The sequence below is a fragment of the Agrobacterium tumefaciens str. B6 genome, from assembly GCF_001541315.1.
GTDB classification, from domain to species: domain Bacteria; phylum Pseudomonadota; class Alphaproteobacteria; order Rhizobiales; family Rhizobiaceae; genus Agrobacterium; species Agrobacterium radiobacter.
Map to the genome: position 1 here is coordinate 346632 of NZ_LMVK01000034.1, position 19495 is coordinate 366126.

Sequence of the window (19495 nt, forward strand, 5' to 3'; positions counted from 1 at the left end):
TTCAATGCAATTGCCGTTACAGTATGCTTAAAAAATAATCGCCGCGTACAGTTTAGGCAAAATTAGTGCGATTCGTCACGAAAATCCCTTGCTGACGCCATGGCGAATTTGCAATGTTTACCAGCCGGTCAATTTATCCCCCATCGCCATCACAAGGCAATGGCTGTTATCTTAACCGGCAAAAAAGGGAACGGCACAAGCTTTGCTTCGATAAAAACAAAACAGGTGAGGACGACACTGCATGACGGCGGGTAAAAACTTGACGGTCAATGGCGACCGTCTGTGGGACAGTCTGATGGACATGGCGAAAATCGGCCCCGGCATCGCCGGCGGCAATAATCGCCGCACGCTGACGGATGAGGATGCGGAAGGCCGCCGCCTGTTCCAGCGCTGGTGCGAGGCGGCGGGCCTGACGATGGGCGTCGACCGCATGGGAACCATGTTCGCCACGCGCCCCGGTGAGGACCCGGAGGCTTTGCCGGTCTATATCGGCAGCCATCTCGACACCCAGCCGACCGGCGGCAAGTTCGACGGCGTGCTCGGCGTGCTGGCCGGGCTGGAAGTGGTGCGCAGCCTGAACGATCTGAACATCAAGACCAAACACCCGATCGTCGTCACCAACTGGTCCAATGAGGAAGGCGCGCGCTTCGCGCCCGCCATGCTGGCCTCCGGCGTCTTTGCCGGCATTCACGATCTCGATTACGCCTATAGCCGCACCGATACCGACGGCAAGACCTATGGCAACGAACTGAAACGCATCGGCTGGCTGGGCGAAGAAGAGGTGGGCGCACGCAGGATGCACGCCTATTTCGAATATCATATTGAACAGGGGCCTATCCTCGAAGCGGAAGGCAAACAGATCGGTGTCGTCACCCATGGTCAGGGCCTGTGGTGGCTGGAAGTGACACTGACCGGCAAGGAGGCGCATACCGGCTCGACGCCGATGGCGATGCGCGTCAATGCCGGCCTAGCTGCCGCCCGCATCCTCGAAAAGGTGCAGGAAGTGGCGATGGCCCACCAGCCGGGTGCAGTGGCGGGCGTCGGCCAGATGATCTTCACGCCCAATTCCCGCAACGTGCTGCCCGGCAAGGTAGTCTTCACCATCGACCTCAGAACCCCCTCACAGGCGAAACTCGACAGCATGCGCGCCATCTTCGAACGCGAGGTGCCCGCAATCGCCGAAGAACTCGGCGTCGGCTGCTCGATCGAAGCCATCGGCCATTTCGATCCCGTCACTTTCGACGCCGTTCTGGTCGGCCGCGTGCGCGCCGCCGCCGAAAGACTGGGCTACAGCCACATGGATATCATCTCCGGCGCCGGCCACGATGCCTGCTGGACGGCGAGGGTCGCCCCCTCCACCATGATCTTCTGCCCCTGCGTGGACGGGCTTTCCCACAATGAGGCCGAGGAAATTTCGCCGGAATGGGCAGCAGCCGGCTGCGATGTGCTGCTGCATGCGGTGCTGGAGACTGCGGAGATCGTACAATGACCGCCACCATCATCAAGAACGGCATCATCGTCACCGCCGACCTCACCTACAAGGCCGATGTGAAGATCGAAGGCGGCAGGATCACCGAGATCGGGCCCGATCTGACCGGCGGCACGGTGCTCGATGCCACGGGATGTTACGTCATGCCCGGCGGCATCGATCCGCATGTGCACCTGGAAATGCCCTTCATGGGCACCTATTCCGCCGATGACTTCGAGAGCGGCACGCGGGCGGCCCTTGCCGGTGGCACAACCATGGTGGTGGATTTCTGCCTGCCGGAGCCGGGCCAGTCGCTTCTGGACGCGCTGGCGCGATGGGACAACAAGGCGACCCGCGCCAATTGCGATTATTCCTTCCACATGGCCGTCACCTGGTGGGGCGAACAGGTCTTCGACGAAATGAAGACGGTGGTCCGGGAAAAGGGCATAAACTCCTTCAAACACTTCATGGCCTACAAAGGCGCGCTGATGGTGAATGACGACGAGATGTTCGCCTCCTTCTCGCGCTGCGCCGAGCTTGGCGCCATTCCTTTCGTGCATGCGGAGAACGGCGATATCGTCGCACAGATGCAGGAAAAGCTGATGGCGGAAGGCAATGTCGGACCGGAGGCGCATGCCTATTCCCGCCCGCCCTCGGTGGAGGGCGAGGCCACCAACCGCGCCATCATCATTGCCGATATGGCCGGTGCGCCGCTTTATGTCGTCCACACCTCCTGCGAGCAGGCGCATGAAGCGATCCGCCGCGCCCGCCAGAACGGCATGCGGGTCTATGGCGAACCGCTGATTCAGCATCTGATCCTCGATGAAAGCGAATATGCCAACCCCGACTGGGATCACGCCGCCCGCCGCGTGATGTCGCCGCCCTTCCGCAACCGGCAGCATCAGGACAGCCTCTGGGCGGGTCTTGCTTCCGGTTCGCTGCAATGCGTGGCGACCGACCATTGCGCCTTCACCACCGAGCAGAAACGCTTCGGCCTCGGCGATTTCCGCAAGATACCGAACGGCACCGGCGGGCTGGAAGATCGCATGCCGCTGCTCTGGACCCATGGCGTAACCACCGGCCGCCTGACCATGAACGAATTCGTCGCCGTCACCTCCACCAACATCGCCAAGATCCTCAACATCTATCCGAAAAAGGGCGCGATCCTCGTCGGCAGCGATGCGGATATCGTCGTCTGGGATCCGCAGCTGGAAAAGACCATCAGCGCGGCAAGCCAGCAATCGGCCATCGATTACAACGTATTCGAAGGGCGGAAGGTCAAAGGCCTGCCGCGCTACACCCTGTCGCGCGGCCTCGTCAGCATCGAGGAGGCCACCATCGAAACGCAGCCGGGCCACGGCCAGTTCATTGCCCGCGACGCTTATCCAGCCGTCAGCCGGGCGCTTTCCACCTGGAAGGAACTCGTTTCGCCGCGCAAGGTGGAACGCAGCGGCATTCCGGCATCGGGTGTATGACCGTGAGCGCTGAGCCGAAACGCGAAATCGTCATCGCCGCAGCCGTTCTGCTCAACGAGCGGCGGCAGATGCTTGTCGTGCGCAAGCGCGGCACCACGCAGTTCATGCAGCCGGGCGGCAAGATCGATCCTGGCGAAACGCCGGAACAGGCGCTTCACCGCGAACTTGCCGAGGAAATCGGCCTGACGCTTCCCGAAAATGCCGTGCGTTACGAGGGCGTCTTTCGCGAGGAAGCCGCCAATGAAACCGGTGCCGATGTCGTCGCCCATGCCTTCATCGCAAGGCTTTATGCCGATGTCACACCGCAGGCGGAGATAGAGGAAGTGCGCTGGCTCGATCTCGACCGCCACCCCGGCGTGATGATCGCCAGGCTTACGGAAACCCAAATGCTGCCGCTGGCGCGCGCGGTGCTCACGGAAAGCGACAAACAGCCAAGATGAACCAGGCCTCTCCCTATTCCGTCGTTTCCGCCAGAAAACTGGGCCTCACCTTCGAAACGGGGGATGGCCCGGTCCATGCATTGTCCGATGTCGATCTGGATGTGGGAAAGGGCGATTTCGTCTCCTTCATCGGCCCTTCCGGCTGCGGCAAGACCACTTTCCTGCGGGTCATCGCCGATCTTGAAAAACACACATCCGGCGAGATCACCGTCAACGGCACCACACCGGAAAACGCCCGCAAAGACCGCTCCTATGGCTATGTCTTTCAGGCCGCCGCGCTTTATCCATGGCGCAGCATCGAAAAGAACATCGCCCTTCCGCTTGAAATCATGGGCTATGGCAAGGCGGAACAGCGCGAGCGCATCGACCGCACGCTCGATCTCGTCAACCTCAACGGTTTCGGCAAGAAATACCCCTGGCAGCTCTCGGGCGGCATGCAGCAGCGCGCCTCCATCGCCCGCGCGCTCGCCTTCGATGCCGACCTGCTGCTGATGGACGAGCCTTTCGGGGCGCTGGATGAGATCGTCCGCGATCACCTGAACGAACAGCTGCTGAAGCTGTGGGACAGGACCGGCAAGACCATCTGTTTCGTCACCCATTCCATCCCGGAAGCCGTCTATCTCTCGACCAAAATCGTCGTCATGTCGCCGCGGCCGGGCCGGGTTACGGATGTGATCACATCGACGCTGCCACGGGAAAGGCCGCTCGATATTCGCGAGACACCGGAATTTCTGGCGATTGCGCATCGGGTGCGTGAGGGGCTGAAGGCGGGGCATAGTTATGAGGGGTGAGGTCTTTTGCCAAGTTGACCCATATGGCGAGAGGTTGCCACGCGTTTCTTCTCCCCGCCGGGGAGAAGGTGGCGTAAAGCGCCGGATGAGGGGGCACCCTCTCCGCATATCGCTACCCTCGCCCCCTCATCCCGCTGCCGCGACCTTCTCCCCCTTGGGGAGAAGGCGGCAGGAGGCCCTACCACCGCTCCATTCGCAAGCGTTGAGATGGGCGAGACCCAACCGCGAGTCGATCTCCCCCCTTGAGGGGGAGATGTCCGGCAGGACAGAGGGGGGTAAGCCGCACCCACGGAGTAAGCGTAAATTCCACCCACAGAGGGCTCCCCAATGACCCTCCTCCGCCACCGCATCCTCCCCATCCTCACCGTCCTCCTCGCCATCCTCATCCTCTGGCACCTCGCCGTCATCTACCTCAACATGCCCTTTGCCCGCGACCAGGCCACCCGCGCCGGTCAAACGCCAAGCTTCTCCGAACTCCTGCCGCAAACCTTCGCGCAGGAACGTCCGGTCCTTCCCGCCCCGCACCAGATCGTCGCGGAACTCTGGGACACCACCGTCAACAAGGCCATCACCTCCAAGCGCAGCCTGATCTACCACGCCGGCGTCACGCTCTCCGCCACCCTGCTGGGTTTCGCCATCGGCGCTGTCCTCGGCATCCTGCTCGCCGTCGCGATCATTCATAACCGCGCCATGGACCGCTCCGTCATGCCGTGGATCATCGCCAGCCAGACCATCCCGATCCTCGCCATCGCGCCGATGATCATCGTCGTCCTGAATTCCATCGGCATTTCCGGGCTGTTGCCCAAGGCGCTGATTTCCACATATCTCTCCTTCTTCCCCATCGTCGTCGGCATGGTGAAGGGCCTCAGAAGCCCGGAAACCCTCCAGCTCGACCTGATGCACACCTATAATGCCTCACCGGCGCAGATCTTCTGGAAGCTGCGCTGGCCCTCGGCGCTGCCCTATCTCTTCACCTCGCTGAAGATCGCCATCGCCATTGCGCTGGTCGGCGCCATCGTCGGCGAATTGCCGACAGGGGCTGTCGCCGGGCTCGGCGCGCGCCTGCTTTCCGGCTCCTATTACGGCCAGACGGTGCAGATATGGGCGGCCCTGTTCATGGCCGCCGGCGTCGCGGCCCTGCTGGTGTCGATCATCGGCATCGCCCACGCAGCCGTCCTCAAGAGAATGGGAGCCCGGCCATGACGAATCCCTTCTGGTTTTCTGGCGCGATCCTGTTCTGGCTTGCCGCCTGGGCCTTCAACGAATGGCTGGTGCGCCACAGCTTCTCGTCACCGGCGGCAAAGCGCATGAGCCGCATGGCAGTGCCACTCCTCTTCGGGCTGGCCATTCTCGCCTTGTGGGAAGGCGTGGTGCGCGGTTTTGCCGTGCCGCCAATCCTCTTGCCGGCACCGAGCGCCATTCTTGCCCGCCTTCTCACATCCCTGCCGATCCTCTGGGCCGATTTCCGCCAGACCTTCCTCAAATCGGTGCTGACAGGTTATGTGCTCGGCTGCGGTCTTGGCTTCATCGTCGCCATCCTCATCGACCGGTCTCCCTTCCTCCAGCGTGGGCTGCTGCCCATCGGCAATTTCGTCTCCGCTCTGCCTGTTGTCGGCATCGCGCCGATCATGGTCATGTGGTTCGGTTTCGACTGGCAGTCGAAAGTGGCTGTCGTCGTCATCATGACGTTTTTCCCCATGCTGGTGAACACGGTTCAGGGGCTTGCCGCTTCCAGCCACATGGAACGCGACCTGATGCGCACCTATGCCGCCGGCTGGGGACAGACGTTGATAAAACTGCGCCTGCCCGCCGCCTGGCCTTTCATCTTCAACGCGCTGAAGATCAATTCCACGCTGGCGCTGATCGGCGCCATCGTCGCGGAATTTTTCGGCACGCCGATCGTCGGCATGGGTTTCCGCATCTCGGCGGAAATGGGCCGCAGCAATGTCGATATGGTCTGGGCCGAAATCGCGGTCGCCGCGCTTGCAGGCTCTGGCTTTTACGGTCTGGTGGCGCTCGCGGAGCGTGCCGTCACCTTCTGGCATCCGTCCGTCCGTGGGGGACGAACGTAAATAACGAAAAAGGGAACAGCGATGAAAATGAAACTTGCATCCATGCTTCTTGCCGGCGCGTCACTTCTGACGGCGGTGAGCGCCGAGGCCGCCGACAAGATCACCCTGCAGCTGAAATGGGTCACCCAGGCGCAATTCGCCGGTTATTACGTCGCCAAGGACAAGGGCTTTTATGAAGCCGAAGGCCTCGATGTCGATATCAAGCCCGGCGGCCCTGATATTGCGCCGGCGCAGGTTCTGGCCGGCGGCGGCGCGGATGTCATCGTCGACTGGATGCCCTCGGCACTTGCCACCCGCGAAAAGGGTGTTCCGCTCGTCAACATCGCCCAGCCGTTCAAATCGTCAGGCATGATGCTGACCTGCCTGAAAGAAACCGGCATCACCAAGCCGGAAGATTTCAAGGGCAAGACGCTCGGCGTCTGGTTCTTCGGCAACGAATACCCGTTCCTGTCGTGGATGGCGCACCTGAAAATCCCGACCACCGGCAGTGCGGATGGCGTCACGGTTTTGAAGCAGGGCTTCAACGTCGATCCGCTGCTGCAAAAGCAGGCCGCCTGCATTTCCACCATGACCTATAATGAATATTGGCAGGTCATCGATGCCGGCATCAAGCCGGAGGAACTCGTCACCTTCAAATACGAGGCGGAAGGCGTGGCAACGCTGGAGGACGGGCTTTACGTTCTCGAAGACAAGCTCAAGGACGCCAAATTCAAGGAAGACATGGTCAAATTTGTCCGCGCTTCCATGAAGGGCTGGAAATGGGCGGAAGAAAACCCAGACGATGCCGCCGATATCGTTCTTGAAAACGATGCTTCGGGCGCTCAGACCGAAAAGCACCAGAAGCGCATGATGGGCGAGGTCGCCAAGCTGACGGCCGGCTCGAAGGGCGCGCTGGACAAGGCGGATTACGAGCGCACCGTCAAGACGCTGCTCGGCGGCGGCTCCGATCCTGTCATCACCAAGGAGCCGACAGGCGCCTACACCACCGAAATCACCGATGCGGCGCTGAAGTAGTCGAATTTACCCTGGATGCATGGAACGCGCGGCACCGTCCGCGCGTTTTTTTCACTAGTAACCCTTTTGATGAATTACAATATCCCGACCTATACAAAAATGTATATCAACCATCGCGGCTATGCGGATTGATTTGTACGACAACAAGAATTACAGTCCCGCCCACAAGACTGCCAAATTTGATCTTGTAAAGAAAGCACTCGGCAAAGGTGCTTGAGATTCGCGTTGAGGGGCGTTTGAATCGGGAGGATCGAAAAGGAAGTATTGTGATCCCTTGTTTCACATTCGCTATCGCATGACCTTCTAATATATGCCGCAAGGCTGCAGGACATGCGATCGAATATTGCGCGAGCCAAGACACATGCAGCATAAAGTCACGTTTAACCGCTTTGTATTCCTTCTTCTTTCCGCAACGGCGCTCCCCCTTTCCGCAGCAGCCGAGGGAGAGGCGCAGGCACCGGTCAAACAGCAGAACCTGCCTTCCATCGTCGTCGCACATGCCGCAAAACGCGATCTCGTGGACCGTATCATCGCGACAGGCACGATCCGCCCCGTGGACGAAATCTACGTCCAGCCGCTGGTCGATGGCCTGTCGATCGACACGCTGAACGTTGATATCGGCGACAGGGTGGAAGCGAATGCGGTTCTGGCCGTGCTTTCTTCCGACAGCCTCATCCTGCAGAAAAGCCAGCTGGAAGCCAACAAGGCAAAGGCAGAAGCTGCCGTCGCCCAGGCCAAGGCGCAGGTGCTGGAAGCCGAAGCGAGCGCGAGCGACGCGAACCGCCAGCGCGACCGCGCCGCAAAGCTCGGCCAGAGCGGCTCCGGTTCGGTTTCGCAGGTGGAACAGACCCAGGCACAGGCCGAAGTGGCCGCCGCCAAGCTCAACGCCGCCCGCCAGGCCGTCTCCGCCGGCGAGGCCGACATCAAGGTGGTTGACGCCCAGATCGCCGACATTGATCTGAAGCTGACGCGCACCGGTGTAAAAACCCCAGTCACCGGTATCGTCTCGGCCAAGAACGCCAAGGTCGGCGCGATTGCCAGCGGCGCCGGAAACCCGCTTTTCACCGTCATCAAGGACGGCGCGATCGAACTCGTCGCCGATCTGTCCGAGACCGATATCCAGAAGGTGAAGGTCGGCCAGAAAGCTTATTTGACGGTTGCCGGCGGAGCTGAGAAAATAGAGGGCAAGGTGCGCCTCGTTTCGCCCACCGTCGATCCGACGACGCGCCTCGGTTCCGTGCATGTCGTTCTGCCCGAAAACAGCCCGGCGCGCTCGGGCATGTATGCCAGCGCGGCGATCATCGTCGAGGAGACGAATGCGCTCGCTTTGCCGCTGTCGGCCGTCACCTCCGGGCGCGAAGGCTCGACCACCCGCAAGGTGGAAGGCGATATCGTCAAGCAGGTGAAGATCGAGACCGGCATTGAAGACGGCGGTTTTATCGAGATTGTCAGCGGTCTTGCCGCTGGAGACAAGGTTGTCGAGAAAGCTGGAGCATTCGTGCGTGATGGTGACCGGATAAGACCGGTGGAAGCCCCTGCGGCTGTGTCCAACTGACTGAGGGAATGAAATGAACTTCTCCGCATGGTCAATCCGTAACCCGATTGCGCCGCTGCTTGGCTTCGCGCTTTTGATGATCCTCGGCATGCAGGCGTTCAACACCCTGCCGATCACCCGTTTTCCGAACATCGACGTTCCCGTCGTGGCCGTCACCGTGACCCAGAGCGGCGCTTCGCCCTCCGAGCTGGAAATGCAGGTGACGAAGGAGATCGAGGATGCCGTCGCCGCCATCAGCGGCGTCGACGAAATCCAGTCCACCGTGGTCGACGGCCAGTCGACGACGACAGTTGTCTTCCGCATCGAAAAGCCGACGGAAGAAGCGGTTCAGGACACCAAGGACGCCATCGACAAGATCCGCAGCGATCTGCCTTCCGATATCGAAGTGCCCGTCGTCAGCAAGATCGACGTCGAGGGACAGGCAATCCAGACCTTTGCCGTCTCCTCACCGAACATGACGCTGGAAGAACTGTCCTGGTTCGTGGATGACACGATCAAGCGCTCGCTGCAGGGCCAGTCCGGCATCGGCAAGGTCGACCGTTACGGCGGCGCCGACCGCGAGGTGCGCGTTTCGCTGAGCCCCGAAAAGCTCGACGCCTATGGCATCACCGCAACCGAGGTGAACAGCCAGCTGCGCGGCACCAATATCGACCTCGGCTCCGGCCGCGGCCAGGTTGGCGGCAACGAGCAGACCATCCGCACGCTCGGCGACACACGCGATGTGAGCCAGCTTGCCAACACCACGATTGCGCTTTCCAACGGCCGTTTCGTCAAGCTTTCCGAGCTCGGCACGGTCACAGACACCTATGAGGAGCAGAAGTCCTTCTCGCGGTTCAACGGCAACCCCGCCGTCACCTTCGCGGTGTTCCGCTCCAAGGGCGCCAGCGAGGTCTCGGTCGCCGAAACCGTGGCGGCAAGCCTCGATCAGGTGCGCAAGAACCATCCTGATGTCTCGATCGAAATGGTCGATGACGCCGTCTATTTCACCTATGGCAACTACAAGGCGGCGCTCGACACTTTGATCGAAGGCGCGATCCTCGCCGTCATCGTGGTCCTGCTCTTCCTCCGCAACTGGCGCGCAACCCTGATTGCCGCCGTGGCGCTGCCGCTCTCCGCGATCCCGACCTTCTGGATCATGGATATCATGGGCTTCTCGCTCAACCTCGTCAGCTTCCTCGCGCTCACGCTCGCCACGGGTATTCTCGTGGACGACGCCATCGTGGAAATCGAGAACATTGCCCGCCACATCAAGATGGGCAAGACGCCCTATCGCGCGGCACTGGAAGCGGCGGACGAAATCGGCCTCGCCGTCATCGCCACCAGCTTCACCATCATTGCCGTCTTCGTGCCTGTCTCGTTCATGCCCGGCATTCCGGGCCAGTACTTCATCCAGTTCGGCCTGACGGTCGCCTTCTCGGTGTTCTTTTCGCTCGCGGTCGCCCGTCTCATCACGCCGCTGATGGCGGCCTATCTGATGCGCGCCGAAGACGCGATGGACGATCACCACGACAATGACAGCCGGCTGATGAAGGCCTATACGCGCATGGTGACCGCCACCACCCGCAAGTGGTGGGCGCGGTATCTGACGCTGCTCGGCGCGATCGCGTTTCTCGTCGCCTCCGTCATGCTGTTGAGCCAGGTACCCGGCAGCTTCCTGCCGCCGGACGACGCCTCACGCGTAACGCTTTCGGTGGAACTGCCGCCCAATGCGACGCTTGACGAGACAGACCGGACGACGACGCAGATCTATCACGCGCTGCGGGACATCAACGGCGTGGAAAGCGTCTTCATCCTTGGCGGCGCGTCGCCCAAGGGGGACCTGGAGCTTCGCCGCGCCACCGTTAACGTCATTCTGCAGCATATCGACCATTCGCTGCTCAAGCTGGTGGTCAACAAGGGGCTCGGCTCCATTCCGCTCATCGGCCAATATCTGCCGAAGGTGGAGGAAAAGGGCCGCGTACGTCCGCAATGGGATGTGGAACGGGATATTTTCGCGCAGGTTCGCGGCATTCCGGATGTCCGCATCATCAAGCTGAACGACCGTGCGGAACGCGAACTCTCCTTCAACTTCCTCTCCACCAATGAGAAGGACCTGAACGACGCCGTCGGCATTCTCGAAAGCCGCCTGCGCGCCTCGCCCATCCTTGCCAATGTCAGCTCGGAAGGTGCATTGCCCCGCCCCGAACTGCAGATCCGCCCGCGCAAGGACGAAATCGCCCGCCTCGGCATCACGCCGCAGCAGATTTCGCAGACGGTGCGTGTCGCCACCATCGGTGATATCGACGCCCAGCTGACGAAGATTTCGCTTGATGACCGGCAGATCCCGATCCGCGTGCAGGCCTCGCTCGATACACGTCGTGATCTCGCCACCATCCGCGCGCTGAAGATCAAGACCGCCTCCGGGTCGCTGGTGCCGCTCTATAGCGTTGCCGATATCGACTATTCGGAAGGTCCAAGCTCGATCAAGCGCAACGACCGCAACCGCGTGGTCTCCATCGGCTCCGACGTCCCGTTTGGCACGGCGCTCGATACCTCGACGGCTGAGTTCAAGCGCATCGTCTCGGAAACCGACCTGCCGGCAAGTGTTCGCCTTGCCGAAAGCGGCGACGCCAAGGTGCAGGGCGAAATGCAGCAGGGCTTCGTGAACGCCATGCTGCTTGGCCTGATGCTGGTGCTGGTCGTGCTCATCCTGCTGTTCAAGGATGTCATCCAGCCCTTCACCATCCTGTTCTCGCTGCCGCTTGCCATCGGCGGCGTGGCCGTCGCACTCATCATCACGCAGAACGCGCTCTCCATGCCCGTTCTCATCGGCATCCTGATGCTGATGGGCATCGTGACGAAGAACGCCATCCTGCTGGTGGATTTCGCCATCGAAATGCGCCGACACGGCATGGAACGGGTGCATGCCATGGTGGAGGCCGGCCGCAAGCGCGCCCGCCCGATCATCATGACCTCCATCGCCATGTCCGCGGGCATGTTGCCCTCGGCGCTCGGCGTCGGCGAAGGCGGTTCGTTCCGCGCGCCGATGGCGATTGCGGTGATCGGCGGCATCATCGTTTCGACGGTGCTGTCCCTGATCGTGGTCCCGGCCTTCTTCCTGATCATGGACGACCTGTCGCGCCTGCTCGCCCACCTCTTCGGCCGCTTCGTCGGCAAGAAGGAAGAGGAGGAAGAAGCGCTCTCCAACGAGAAACTCTCGGAGATCGCCCGCGAAAACAGCCTGGCTCTCTCCTCGCTGGAGGCACGGGTGGCCGGCATGGAAAAGGGCAGCGGCGACAAGGCCGGTGACAAGGGCAGCAATATATTGCGGTTGCCGCCGCTTGCTGCGGAGTGAAGTTTGCAGCGTAACGATTGAGACGCCGGGCCATGTGCCCGGCGTTTCTTTTTGGGTGGACGTTTAAGGACAAAGCGCCGCCTCTTGTTTCTTCTCGCCGAGGGGGAGAAGGTGGCCCGAAGGGTCGGATGAGTGGGCAAGCTCTCCGGACATCGCTACCCTTGCCCCCTCATCCCGCTGCCGCGGACTTCTCCCGGCGGGGAGAAGAAATATGTGGCACTCGCCCGCTCCATATTCCTCCTCACATTCTTGAGCAGGAATGGTCTCGCAGCATTCCCGCTGTCCCAAATGACAACTCAAATCCTGTTTGATCGAAATCAATTCGCTTTCCAGGTGAACTGCTAATCTCCCTCGCATCGGGAATTGCCGGTCGAGGGATAATGCGATGAGTTCTGTGCAGATAGGCGTGAGGGAGAAGGAACTTCCCCGGTTTCGTATCGCTTCGGACAGCCCGGCAAAAGGTTTGAGCGGGAGCCGAATGGACGTGAACAAGACCGTGAAGCTGAGCAACAGGGACAGGAACATTCTGCTGCGCGCGCCCTTGATCGGGATAGCGGATGATGCAGCGGCGCTGAAGCTGATGGAAGCGGCGACCATCACCAATGTGAATGCCCGCCATGTGCTCTTCAAGGAAGGCGAAGCCGCGCAGCATTTCTACTGCGTGCTGTCGGGTTACATCAGGCTTTACCGGCTGGACAGGCACGGGCGCGAGGCGGATGTGCGCGTCAGCGGCCCCGGCGATACCTTCAACGAATGCCTGATTTTCGGCAGCGATACCTATCGTTACAGCGCGCAGGCGGCGGAAAGCTGCACCGTGGCGCGGTTCGAACTCACAAGAATCCGCAGCCTGATCGATCAGGAACCGGCAATCGCCAAGGCCGTCATGCGCTGCCTGTCCAACAGCCTGCTGGCCACCATGGACTGCATCGCCAATGACCGGTTGCAGACAGCGCCGCAGCGTGTCGCCCATTACCTCATCAATCAGGGACCGCGCGACGCCACATCCTTTTCGCTGCGGCTGCCGTTCCAGAAAAGCCTGCTTGCCGGCAAGCTTGGCCTTGCACCGGAAGCGCTCTCACGCGCCTTCTCGGCACTGAAAAAAGCTGGCGTCACCGTGCGCGGCCGCATCGTGCAGGTCAATGATGTTGCGGCGCTGAAGCAGATCTGAAGACACCGGGAGAGGACGAAGGGCGGGATGCCTTAGGGTATTCCGCCCTTCTGCATGTCCGAAATCGAAAAATCAGTCCGGCTGAGACACAAAGCGGAAGCTGTCACCCTGCCGCTCGACACGGAAAAATCCGCCGAGATGACCGCCGGAAACCAGCCAGCCGTGATCGGCGGCCTCGGCCAGCGCCTCAAGGCGTGTTTGGTAAGCAAGCGCAGAATCGATATCGTAGACGAAACCGACACCGGGATCCTTCACCTGCAAGTCGCTCACATGCAGAACATCGCCCCATAATAACATCCGCTCATCACCATTGCCGATCAGGTAACCGGTATGTCCCGGTGTATGGCCGGGCATGGCGATGGCTTCCACGTCCTCGGCAATCCTGCCTGTCGGGATCGGCCGCAACATCGGGCCACAAATGTCGAGCAGCCGCGCGGCAAGATCGAAACCGCCCTGCCGGGCCGGCGGCAGGGTCTTGCGCGCCTCCGCACTGCTGAAAAATCCGAGATCGGCCTCGGGCACCCAGATATCGGCATTGGGAAAATAAGGCCGGTCGCCATCGATGAGGCCAAGCGCATGATCGCCATGAATATGGGTGAGGATGACACGCCCTACATCGGCCGGCTGAATACCGGCGGCTACCATCGCCGCGCGGGCATAGCCATAAGCAGCACCCCAGGCGGTGCCGCAACCGGCATCGATCAGCCAGATGCCGTCAGGCCCGGACAATGCGAAACAGTTGACGTCCATATCCACCGTTTCGCCCTGATGGCCGGCAAGGGCAGCGGCCAGCGCTTCGGCACCCTGACGGTGGATGAGATGGCCGACGGGCGCCTTGTAGACACCGTCGACAAAACGGGAAACCTCGTAAGCGCCGAACCGGCGGGACATTGCCATATTTCAGAGACCGCCCTGCTCTTTCAGGAAACCGACGATGCGCTCCACGCCATCGCCGCGTTTCATATCGGTGAAGACGAAGGGCATGGCGTTGCGCATGCGGGTCGCATCGCTGTCCATGACGGTCAGATCGGCCCCGACATAGGGCGCTAGGTCCTTCTTGTTGATGACCAGCAGGTCCGAGCGGGTGATGCCCGGCCCGCCCTTGCGCGGAATTTCCTCGCCCTGACAGACGGAGATGACATAGATGGTGATATCGGCAAGGTCGGGCGAAAAGGTCGCGGCGAGATTGTCGCCGCCGGATTCGATGAAGACCACATCAAGATCGGGAAAGCGCGCATTAAGCCCGGCAATCGCCTGCAGATTGATCGTCGCATCCTCGCGGATGGCCGTATGCGGGCAACCGCCCGTTTCAACGCCGACGATACGCTCGGAAGGCAGCGCCTGCATGCGCACCAGCGCCTCCGCATCTTCCTTGGTATAGATATCGTTGGTGACGACGGCGACGGAATAATCGGCGCTCATCGCCTTGCAGAGCTTTTCCGTCAGCGCCGTCTTGCCCGAACCGACTGGCCCGCCAATACCGACGCGCAGCGGGCCATTGCCCGATTTCATGACCGATTTCACCGCTCTGTTCCCTTCGATATGCTTTGGTATTGTTTCACAATAGTCCGCCAGCCGGACGCTTCAAGATATGCAAGGATCGTGCCGCTTGTTTCTTCTCCCCGCCGGGGAGAAGAAACTCGTGGCGCCCGCTCGCTCTTCAGGACCGGAAAAGCCGGGTGCCCTGCGTTTCATGCCGCATGGCCGCCGTGTCAGCGATGATCGTCGCACTGCCGAGATCGTCGAGCGTGGACTGCATCGCCCGCGCCGCCATCTCCGCGATGATCGCTTCACTTGCGGCCAGAATGGCGACACCATCCTTCTGTCCCGCGACCCCGAGGCGGATGCCCGCCGACACGATCTGCGAGACGCCGGCATGCAAAAAGGCGGCAATCGTGTCCCTGAGCGGCACCGCATGACCGGCGGCGACTGCCCCGACAGCGATGGGATAGGGAACGTCTTTGGGCAATACGTCCAGAACCGCATGCGGCCAGGCGCCGGCGGCGGCAACGAAGGCATCGCCCAGAAGCACCGTCTCGCGGTATCGCTCCGCCGAACCGGCCAGCGCCCGCGCCAGATCGGCCGTTTCGCTCAAGACGGCGGCGTCCTCGGCATTGCGCCAGGCATGTGCCAGAAACACCGCATCGTTCCACAGGCTGCCGCAGCGCAGAAGCGTTTCGAGCCAGTCGCGCAGAGCCGCCGCATCCCCGACGCGCCGATCCTCCACCGCCTTTTCAAGTCCACCGGAATAGGAAAAACCGCCAACCGGAAAGGCAGGCGACATCCAGGCCATGAGCCGCAGCAGCGCGGCAACGCCGCGATCTTCGCTCACGGCTCAGCCGTGATCGTGATGGTGGTGGCCGTGGGAATGACCGCCATGGGCATGATAAGCACCGCGCGCCGGCTGGAAAGGCTCTTCGACATCACGCACGGTGGCGCCAAGACCTTCCAGCATGGCGCGGATGACGTGGTCACGCAGGATGAGAATACGCTCCTCCTCGATCTGCGCGGAAAGATGCCGGTTGCCCAGATGCCAGGCAAGCTCGATCAGGTGAAGCCGATCCTTCGCCTTGATTTCGAAGAGCTTTTCGTCTGCCGCGCGGACCTCGATCAGGTCGCCGTTTTCCACCACGAGAAGATCGCCATGGGCAAACAGCACGGCTTCCTTCAGGTCCAGCATCACCATCTCGTCATTCTGCAGATGCAGCAGCTTGCGGCGAAGATGCCGCTGGTCATGCGCCAGAGTGACATAACCGGAAGGTTCGTCGGCAGGGGTTCCGGCCGGATGATAGGAGGTGACGCGCAGCATGGGATGATCCGTTTCAGAAACAGTCTTGGGGTTACGATTTTTGACGGATAGACGGGGGGATTTCAAGGCACGATTTCGGGACACATGGCCGCCAGAACGACAAAGCCCGGCATTGCTGCCGGGCCAAGCGTAAACCTTTCTCCGCCTTCGACGTCATCCTCGGGCTTGACCCGAGGATCCACGCCTCGGGCGCTTATGGATCCTCGCCTCAACGGCGAGGATGACGGAGGAGAGATTTTCGCCTCCTGCCGATAGCCCGAAGACACGACATCGCTGCCGGGCCTGCGCAAACCCACAATCAGGCCGCAGCGCGGCTCTTGAGGTTTTCCAGAATGTTCTGCGGCGCGGAAACGCCATAGGGGTCGGATTCGCAATTGTCCTGATAGCCCTCTTCCTCGAACCACTGCTCGACGACGCCATCATTGACGACGGCGGCGTAACGCCAGGAGCGCATGCCGAAACCGAGATTGTCCTTGGCGACAAGCATGCCCATCTTGCGGGTGAACTCGCCCGAACCGTCAGGAATGACCTTGACGTTTTCGAGGTTCTGGCCCTTTGCCCAGGCATTCATGACGAAGGCGTCGTTGACCGACAGGCAATAGATTTCATCAACGCCGAGCGCGCGGAATTCCGGCGCCAGCTTTTCGAAATCGGGGAGCTGGTAGGTCGAGCATGTCGGCGTGAAAGCGCCGGGCAGCGAAAACAGAACGACCTTCTTGCCCTTGAAATAATCGTCGGAGGTCATGTCCTGCCAACGGAAGGGGTTCGGGCCACCAACGGCCTCATCACGAACGCGCGTGCGGAAGGTAACGGCGGGCACTTTTTTGCCGAGCATGTCTTGTCTCCTGTTCTGGCGTTTTACAGGGATCACTTGGGATCGATCCCTGCATAATTCTTTTGCCGTTTCCATAACGCAAGACGCGCTGCGGTGCAGCATAAAAATAGGCTTTGTCAGAGGAAAACCACGGCTTGCGAGGATCAATCATGCAGCGCCACCGACCAGCGCAGAAACGGCGGCAATGGTGTCCACCAGCCGGTGCGAATGCCGGCCTCACGCAACATGGCAGCCGACCATGTATTGCAGCCGACAAGGGCGTTGAACCGGCCATTCGCCTCGAAAAACGCATCCGTCAGGCCATAAGCGACGCCCGGTATCAGCCGCACCTTGCCATTGTCGCGCGAAAAGCTGGCACGAATGGCCGCCACGAGGCGCTGATACCCGGCTTCGGAAATGCGAAGGCGCTTTACCCCGGCAAGATCGGCGGGAAAACCTCCCGTCACATCCACATGCATCACCGACTGGTCAAGCGTCAGCGAGCGCAAGACCGGCATGGGCTTCAGATCGGCCCAGGTGGGTGTCTCGGTATAAAATGACCGGCCGCCCCAGCCGAACACCAGATAAGCGGCCGCCGGGTGGTTGACGGCAATGCCGTCCTCCTGCAATTCGGAAAAGACCCGCCGCAGATCGTCATCGATCGGCAACGCAATATCGGTGTGGATCGGGTTGGATAACAGCAGGATTTCGCGGTCTTTCACGCCCCCGTTCACCTCATCGGCGAAAAACGGGCGCGGCAGGACAGTGCCGAGCAGAAGGAGCAGGAGGAGCAGCAGCGTGCCGCCGCCGATCCACCTTGTGATAAATCTCACCATGAAATGCCGTTAAAACAGGAAATAACGCTGCGCCATCGGCAGCACCGTGGCCGGCTCGCAGGTCAAAAGCTCGCCATCCGCCCTCACCTCATAGGTTTCCGGATCGACCTCGATATGCGGCGTCAGCGAATTATGGATCATCGACGCCTTGGAAATGCCGCCGCGTACATTCTTCACCGGCAGCAGCTTTTTCGCCACGCCGAGGCGTTGGGCAAGGCCGGCATCCAGCGACGCCTGCGAAACGAATGTGACCGAGGAATTGGTGCGCAGCTTGCCATAGGCGGCAAACATCGGCCGGTAATGCATCGGCTGCGGCGTGGGAATGGAGGCATTGGGATCGCCCATCGGGGCTGCGGCAATCGAACCGCCGAGCAGCACCATCTCCGGCTTCACGCCGAAAAAGGCCGGGTTCCACAACACCAGATCGGCGCGCTTGCCGACTTCGATCGAGCCGATCTCATGGCTGACGCCCTGGGCGATGGCCGGGTTGATGGTATATTTGGCGATGTAACGGCGGACGCGGAAATTGTCGTTTTCGCCGGTCTCTTCCTTCAGGCGGCCGCGCTGGCGCTTCATCTTGTCGGCTGTCTGCCAGGTACGGATCGCCACCTCGCCGACACGGCCCATGGCCTGACTGTCGGACGAAATGATCGAAAACGCGCCGAGATCGTGGAGAATATCCTCCGCCGCAATGGTTTCCTTGCGGATGCGGCTTTCGGCAAAGGCAATGTCTTCAGGGATGGACGGCGACAGGTGGTGGCACACCATCAGCATGTCGAGATGTTCGGCCAGCGTATTGACGGTATAGGGCCGCGTCGGATTGGTGGAGGACGGAATGACGTTCGGGTTGCCGCAGACCTTGATGATATCAGGCGCATGGCCGCCGCCCGCACCTTCGGTGTGGAAGGCATGGATAGTGCGACCTCTGATGGCGGCGACAGTGTCCTCCACGAAACCGCTTTCGTTCAGCGTATCGGTGTGGATCATCACCTGCACGTCGTATTCATCGGCCACCGTCAGGCAATTGTCGATGGCGGCAGGCGTCGTGCCCCAGTCCTCATGCAATTTCAGCGAGGAAGCGCCGGCAAGGATCATCTCTTCCAGAGGCGCTGGCAGCGAGGCATTGCCCTTGCCGGCGAGCGCGAGATTCATCGGGAAAGCATCGAAGCTTTCGATCATGCGCTCGATATGCCATGCGCCGGTGCAGGTGGTGGCGAGCGTGCCGTGCGCGGGGCCGGAACCGCCACCGAGCATGCAGGTGACTCCGCTCATCAGTGCTTCTTCGATCTGCTGCGGGCAGATGAAGTGAATATGCGCATCCATGCCGCCGGCGGTCAGGATCTTGCCTTCACCGGCAATCGCCTCCGTCGAGGGGCCGACGATGATCGTCACGCCCGGCTGCGTATCGGGGTTGCCCGCCTTGCCGATGGCGTGAATGCGGCCGTTCTTCAGGCCCACATCCGCCTTGTAGATGCCGCTATGGTCGACGATCACCACATTGGTGATGACGGTATCGACCGCCCCTTCGGCCCGCGTCGCCTGACTCTGGCCCATGCCGTCGCGAATGACCTTGCCGCCGCCGAATTTCACTTCCTCGCCATAGGTGGTGTGGTCCTTCTCGATCTCGATGAAGAGTTCGGTGTCGGCAAGGCGCACCTTGTCGCCCACGGTCGGGCCAAACATGCCGGCATAGGCGGCGCGGGAAATCTTGTAAGGCAT

17 protein-coding genes are annotated in these 19495 nt (G+C 61.2%); 10 read left to right on the forward strand and 7 right to left on the reverse strand.

The features are described from left to right. The first annotated feature begins 241 nt into the window (after window positions 1-241). The 10 genes from ASB65_RS20780 to ASB65_RS20825 all read left to right on the forward strand — a co-directional run bounded on the left by ASB65_RS20780 (window position 242) and on the right by ASB65_RS20825 (window position 13317). Complete coding sequence (locus tag ASB65_RS20780) at window positions 242-1489, forward strand: Zn-dependent hydrolase (protein WP_060725231.1); 1248 nt, start codon at window positions 242-244, stop codon at window positions 1487-1489. Further along, window positions 1486-2943 (forward strand): dihydropyrimidinase, encoded by a 1458-nt coding sequence (gene hydA / locus ASB65_RS20785; protein ID WP_060725232.1) that lies wholly within the window; start codon window positions 1486-1488, stop codon window positions 2941-2943. The genes ASB65_RS20780 and hydA overlap by 4 nt, the downstream gene beginning before the upstream one ends. Further along, the gene (locus ASB65_RS20790) at window positions 2940-3383 is read left to right on the forward strand and encodes an NUDIX hydrolase (RefSeq protein WP_060725233.1); all 444 of its coding nucleotides are present in this window, start codon (window positions 2940-2942) and stop codon (window positions 3381-3383) included. Before hydA ends, ASB65_RS20790 begins: the two co-directional genes overlap by 4 nt. Beyond that, window positions 3380-4174: an ABC transporter ATP-binding protein gene (locus ASB65_RS20795; RefSeq protein ID WP_003509389.1), complete on the forward strand. Its 795-nt coding sequence runs from the start codon at window positions 3380-3382 to the stop codon at window positions 4172-4174. The genes ASB65_RS20790 and ASB65_RS20795 overlap by 4 nt, the downstream gene beginning before the upstream one ends. 327 nt (window positions 4175-4501) lie before the next feature. Continuing rightward, complete coding sequence (locus tag ASB65_RS20800; protein ID WP_003510111.1) at window positions 4502-5377, forward strand: ABC transporter permease; 876 nt, start codon at window positions 4502-4504, stop codon at window positions 5375-5377. Next, window positions 5374-6246 (forward strand): ABC transporter permease, encoded by an 873-nt coding sequence (locus ASB65_RS20805; RefSeq protein WP_003510113.1) that lies wholly within the window; start codon window positions 5374-5376, stop codon window positions 6244-6246. The genes ASB65_RS20800 and ASB65_RS20805 overlap by 4 nt, the downstream gene beginning before the upstream one ends. Window positions 6247-6267: 21 nt before the next feature. Continuing rightward, complete coding sequence (locus tag ASB65_RS20810) at window positions 6268-7260, forward strand: ABC transporter substrate-binding protein (protein ID WP_060725234.1); 993 nt, start codon at window positions 6268-6270, stop codon at window positions 7258-7260. A gap of 361 nt (window positions 7261-7621) precedes the next feature. After that, window positions 7622-8815 (forward strand): efflux RND transporter periplasmic adaptor subunit, encoded by a 1194-nt coding sequence (locus ASB65_RS20815; RefSeq protein ID WP_003510119.1) that lies wholly within the window; start codon window positions 7622-7624, stop codon window positions 8813-8815. Window positions 8816-8828: 13 nt separating this feature from the next. Then, window positions 8829-12149: an efflux RND transporter permease subunit gene (locus ASB65_RS20820; protein WP_060725235.1), complete on the forward strand. Its 3321-nt coding sequence runs from the start codon at window positions 8829-8831 to the stop codon at window positions 12147-12149. Between the two features lie 478 nt (window positions 12150-12627). Beyond that, window positions 12628-13317, forward strand: coding sequence for a Crp/Fnr family transcriptional regulator (locus tag ASB65_RS20825; protein WP_003510124.1), 690 nt, complete (start codon window positions 12628-12630; stop codon window positions 13315-13317). Window positions 13318-13389: 72 nt separating this feature from the next. Here the strand turns inward: ASB65_RS20825 and aidB are convergent, their stop codons facing one another. The 7 genes from aidB to ureC all read right to left on the reverse strand — a co-directional run bounded on the left by aidB (window position 13390) and on the right by ureC (window position 19495). After that, a complete protein-coding gene (aidB, locus tag ASB65_RS20830) occupies window positions 13390-14214 on the reverse strand; it encodes an AidB family quorum-quenching N-acyl homoserine lactonase (RefSeq protein WP_060725236.1) in 825 nt (274 codons plus the stop codon). Between the two features lie 3 nt (window positions 14215-14217). Further along, the gene (gene ureG / locus ASB65_RS20835; protein ID WP_020813394.1) at window positions 14218-14829 is read right to left on the reverse strand and encodes an urease accessory protein UreG; all 612 of its coding nucleotides are present in this window, start codon (window positions 14827-14829) and stop codon (window positions 14218-14220) included. 148 nt (window positions 14830-14977) lie between these two features. Next, window positions 14978-15649 (reverse strand): urease accessory protein UreF, encoded by a 672-nt coding sequence (locus ASB65_RS20840; protein ID WP_020813393.1) that lies wholly within the window; start codon window positions 15647-15649, stop codon window positions 14978-14980. A 3-nt stretch (window positions 15650-15652) separates the two neighbouring features. Beyond that, on the reverse strand, window positions 15653-16126 hold the full coding sequence (gene ureE / locus ASB65_RS20845) for an urease accessory protein UreE (protein ID WP_060725237.1): 474 nt from the start codon (window positions 16124-16126) through the stop codon (window positions 15653-15655). Between the two features lie 298 nt (window positions 16127-16424). Then, a complete protein-coding gene (locus ASB65_RS20850; RefSeq protein WP_003510133.1) occupies window positions 16425-16961 on the reverse strand; it encodes a peroxiredoxin in 537 nt (178 codons plus the stop codon). 143 nt (window positions 16962-17104) lie between these two features. Further along, window positions 17105-17776 carry a TIGR02117 family protein gene (locus tag ASB65_RS20855; RefSeq protein ID WP_060725238.1) on the reverse strand — a complete coding sequence of 224 codons (672 nt, stop codon included), beginning with the start codon at window positions 17774-17776 and terminating at the stop codon, window positions 17105-17107. Between the two features lie 9 nt (window positions 17777-17785). Continuing rightward, window positions 17786-19495 carry an urease subunit alpha gene (ureC, locus tag ASB65_RS20860; protein ID WP_060725239.1) on the reverse strand — a complete coding sequence of 570 codons (1710 nt, stop codon included), beginning with the start codon at window positions 19493-19495 and terminating at the stop codon, window positions 17786-17788.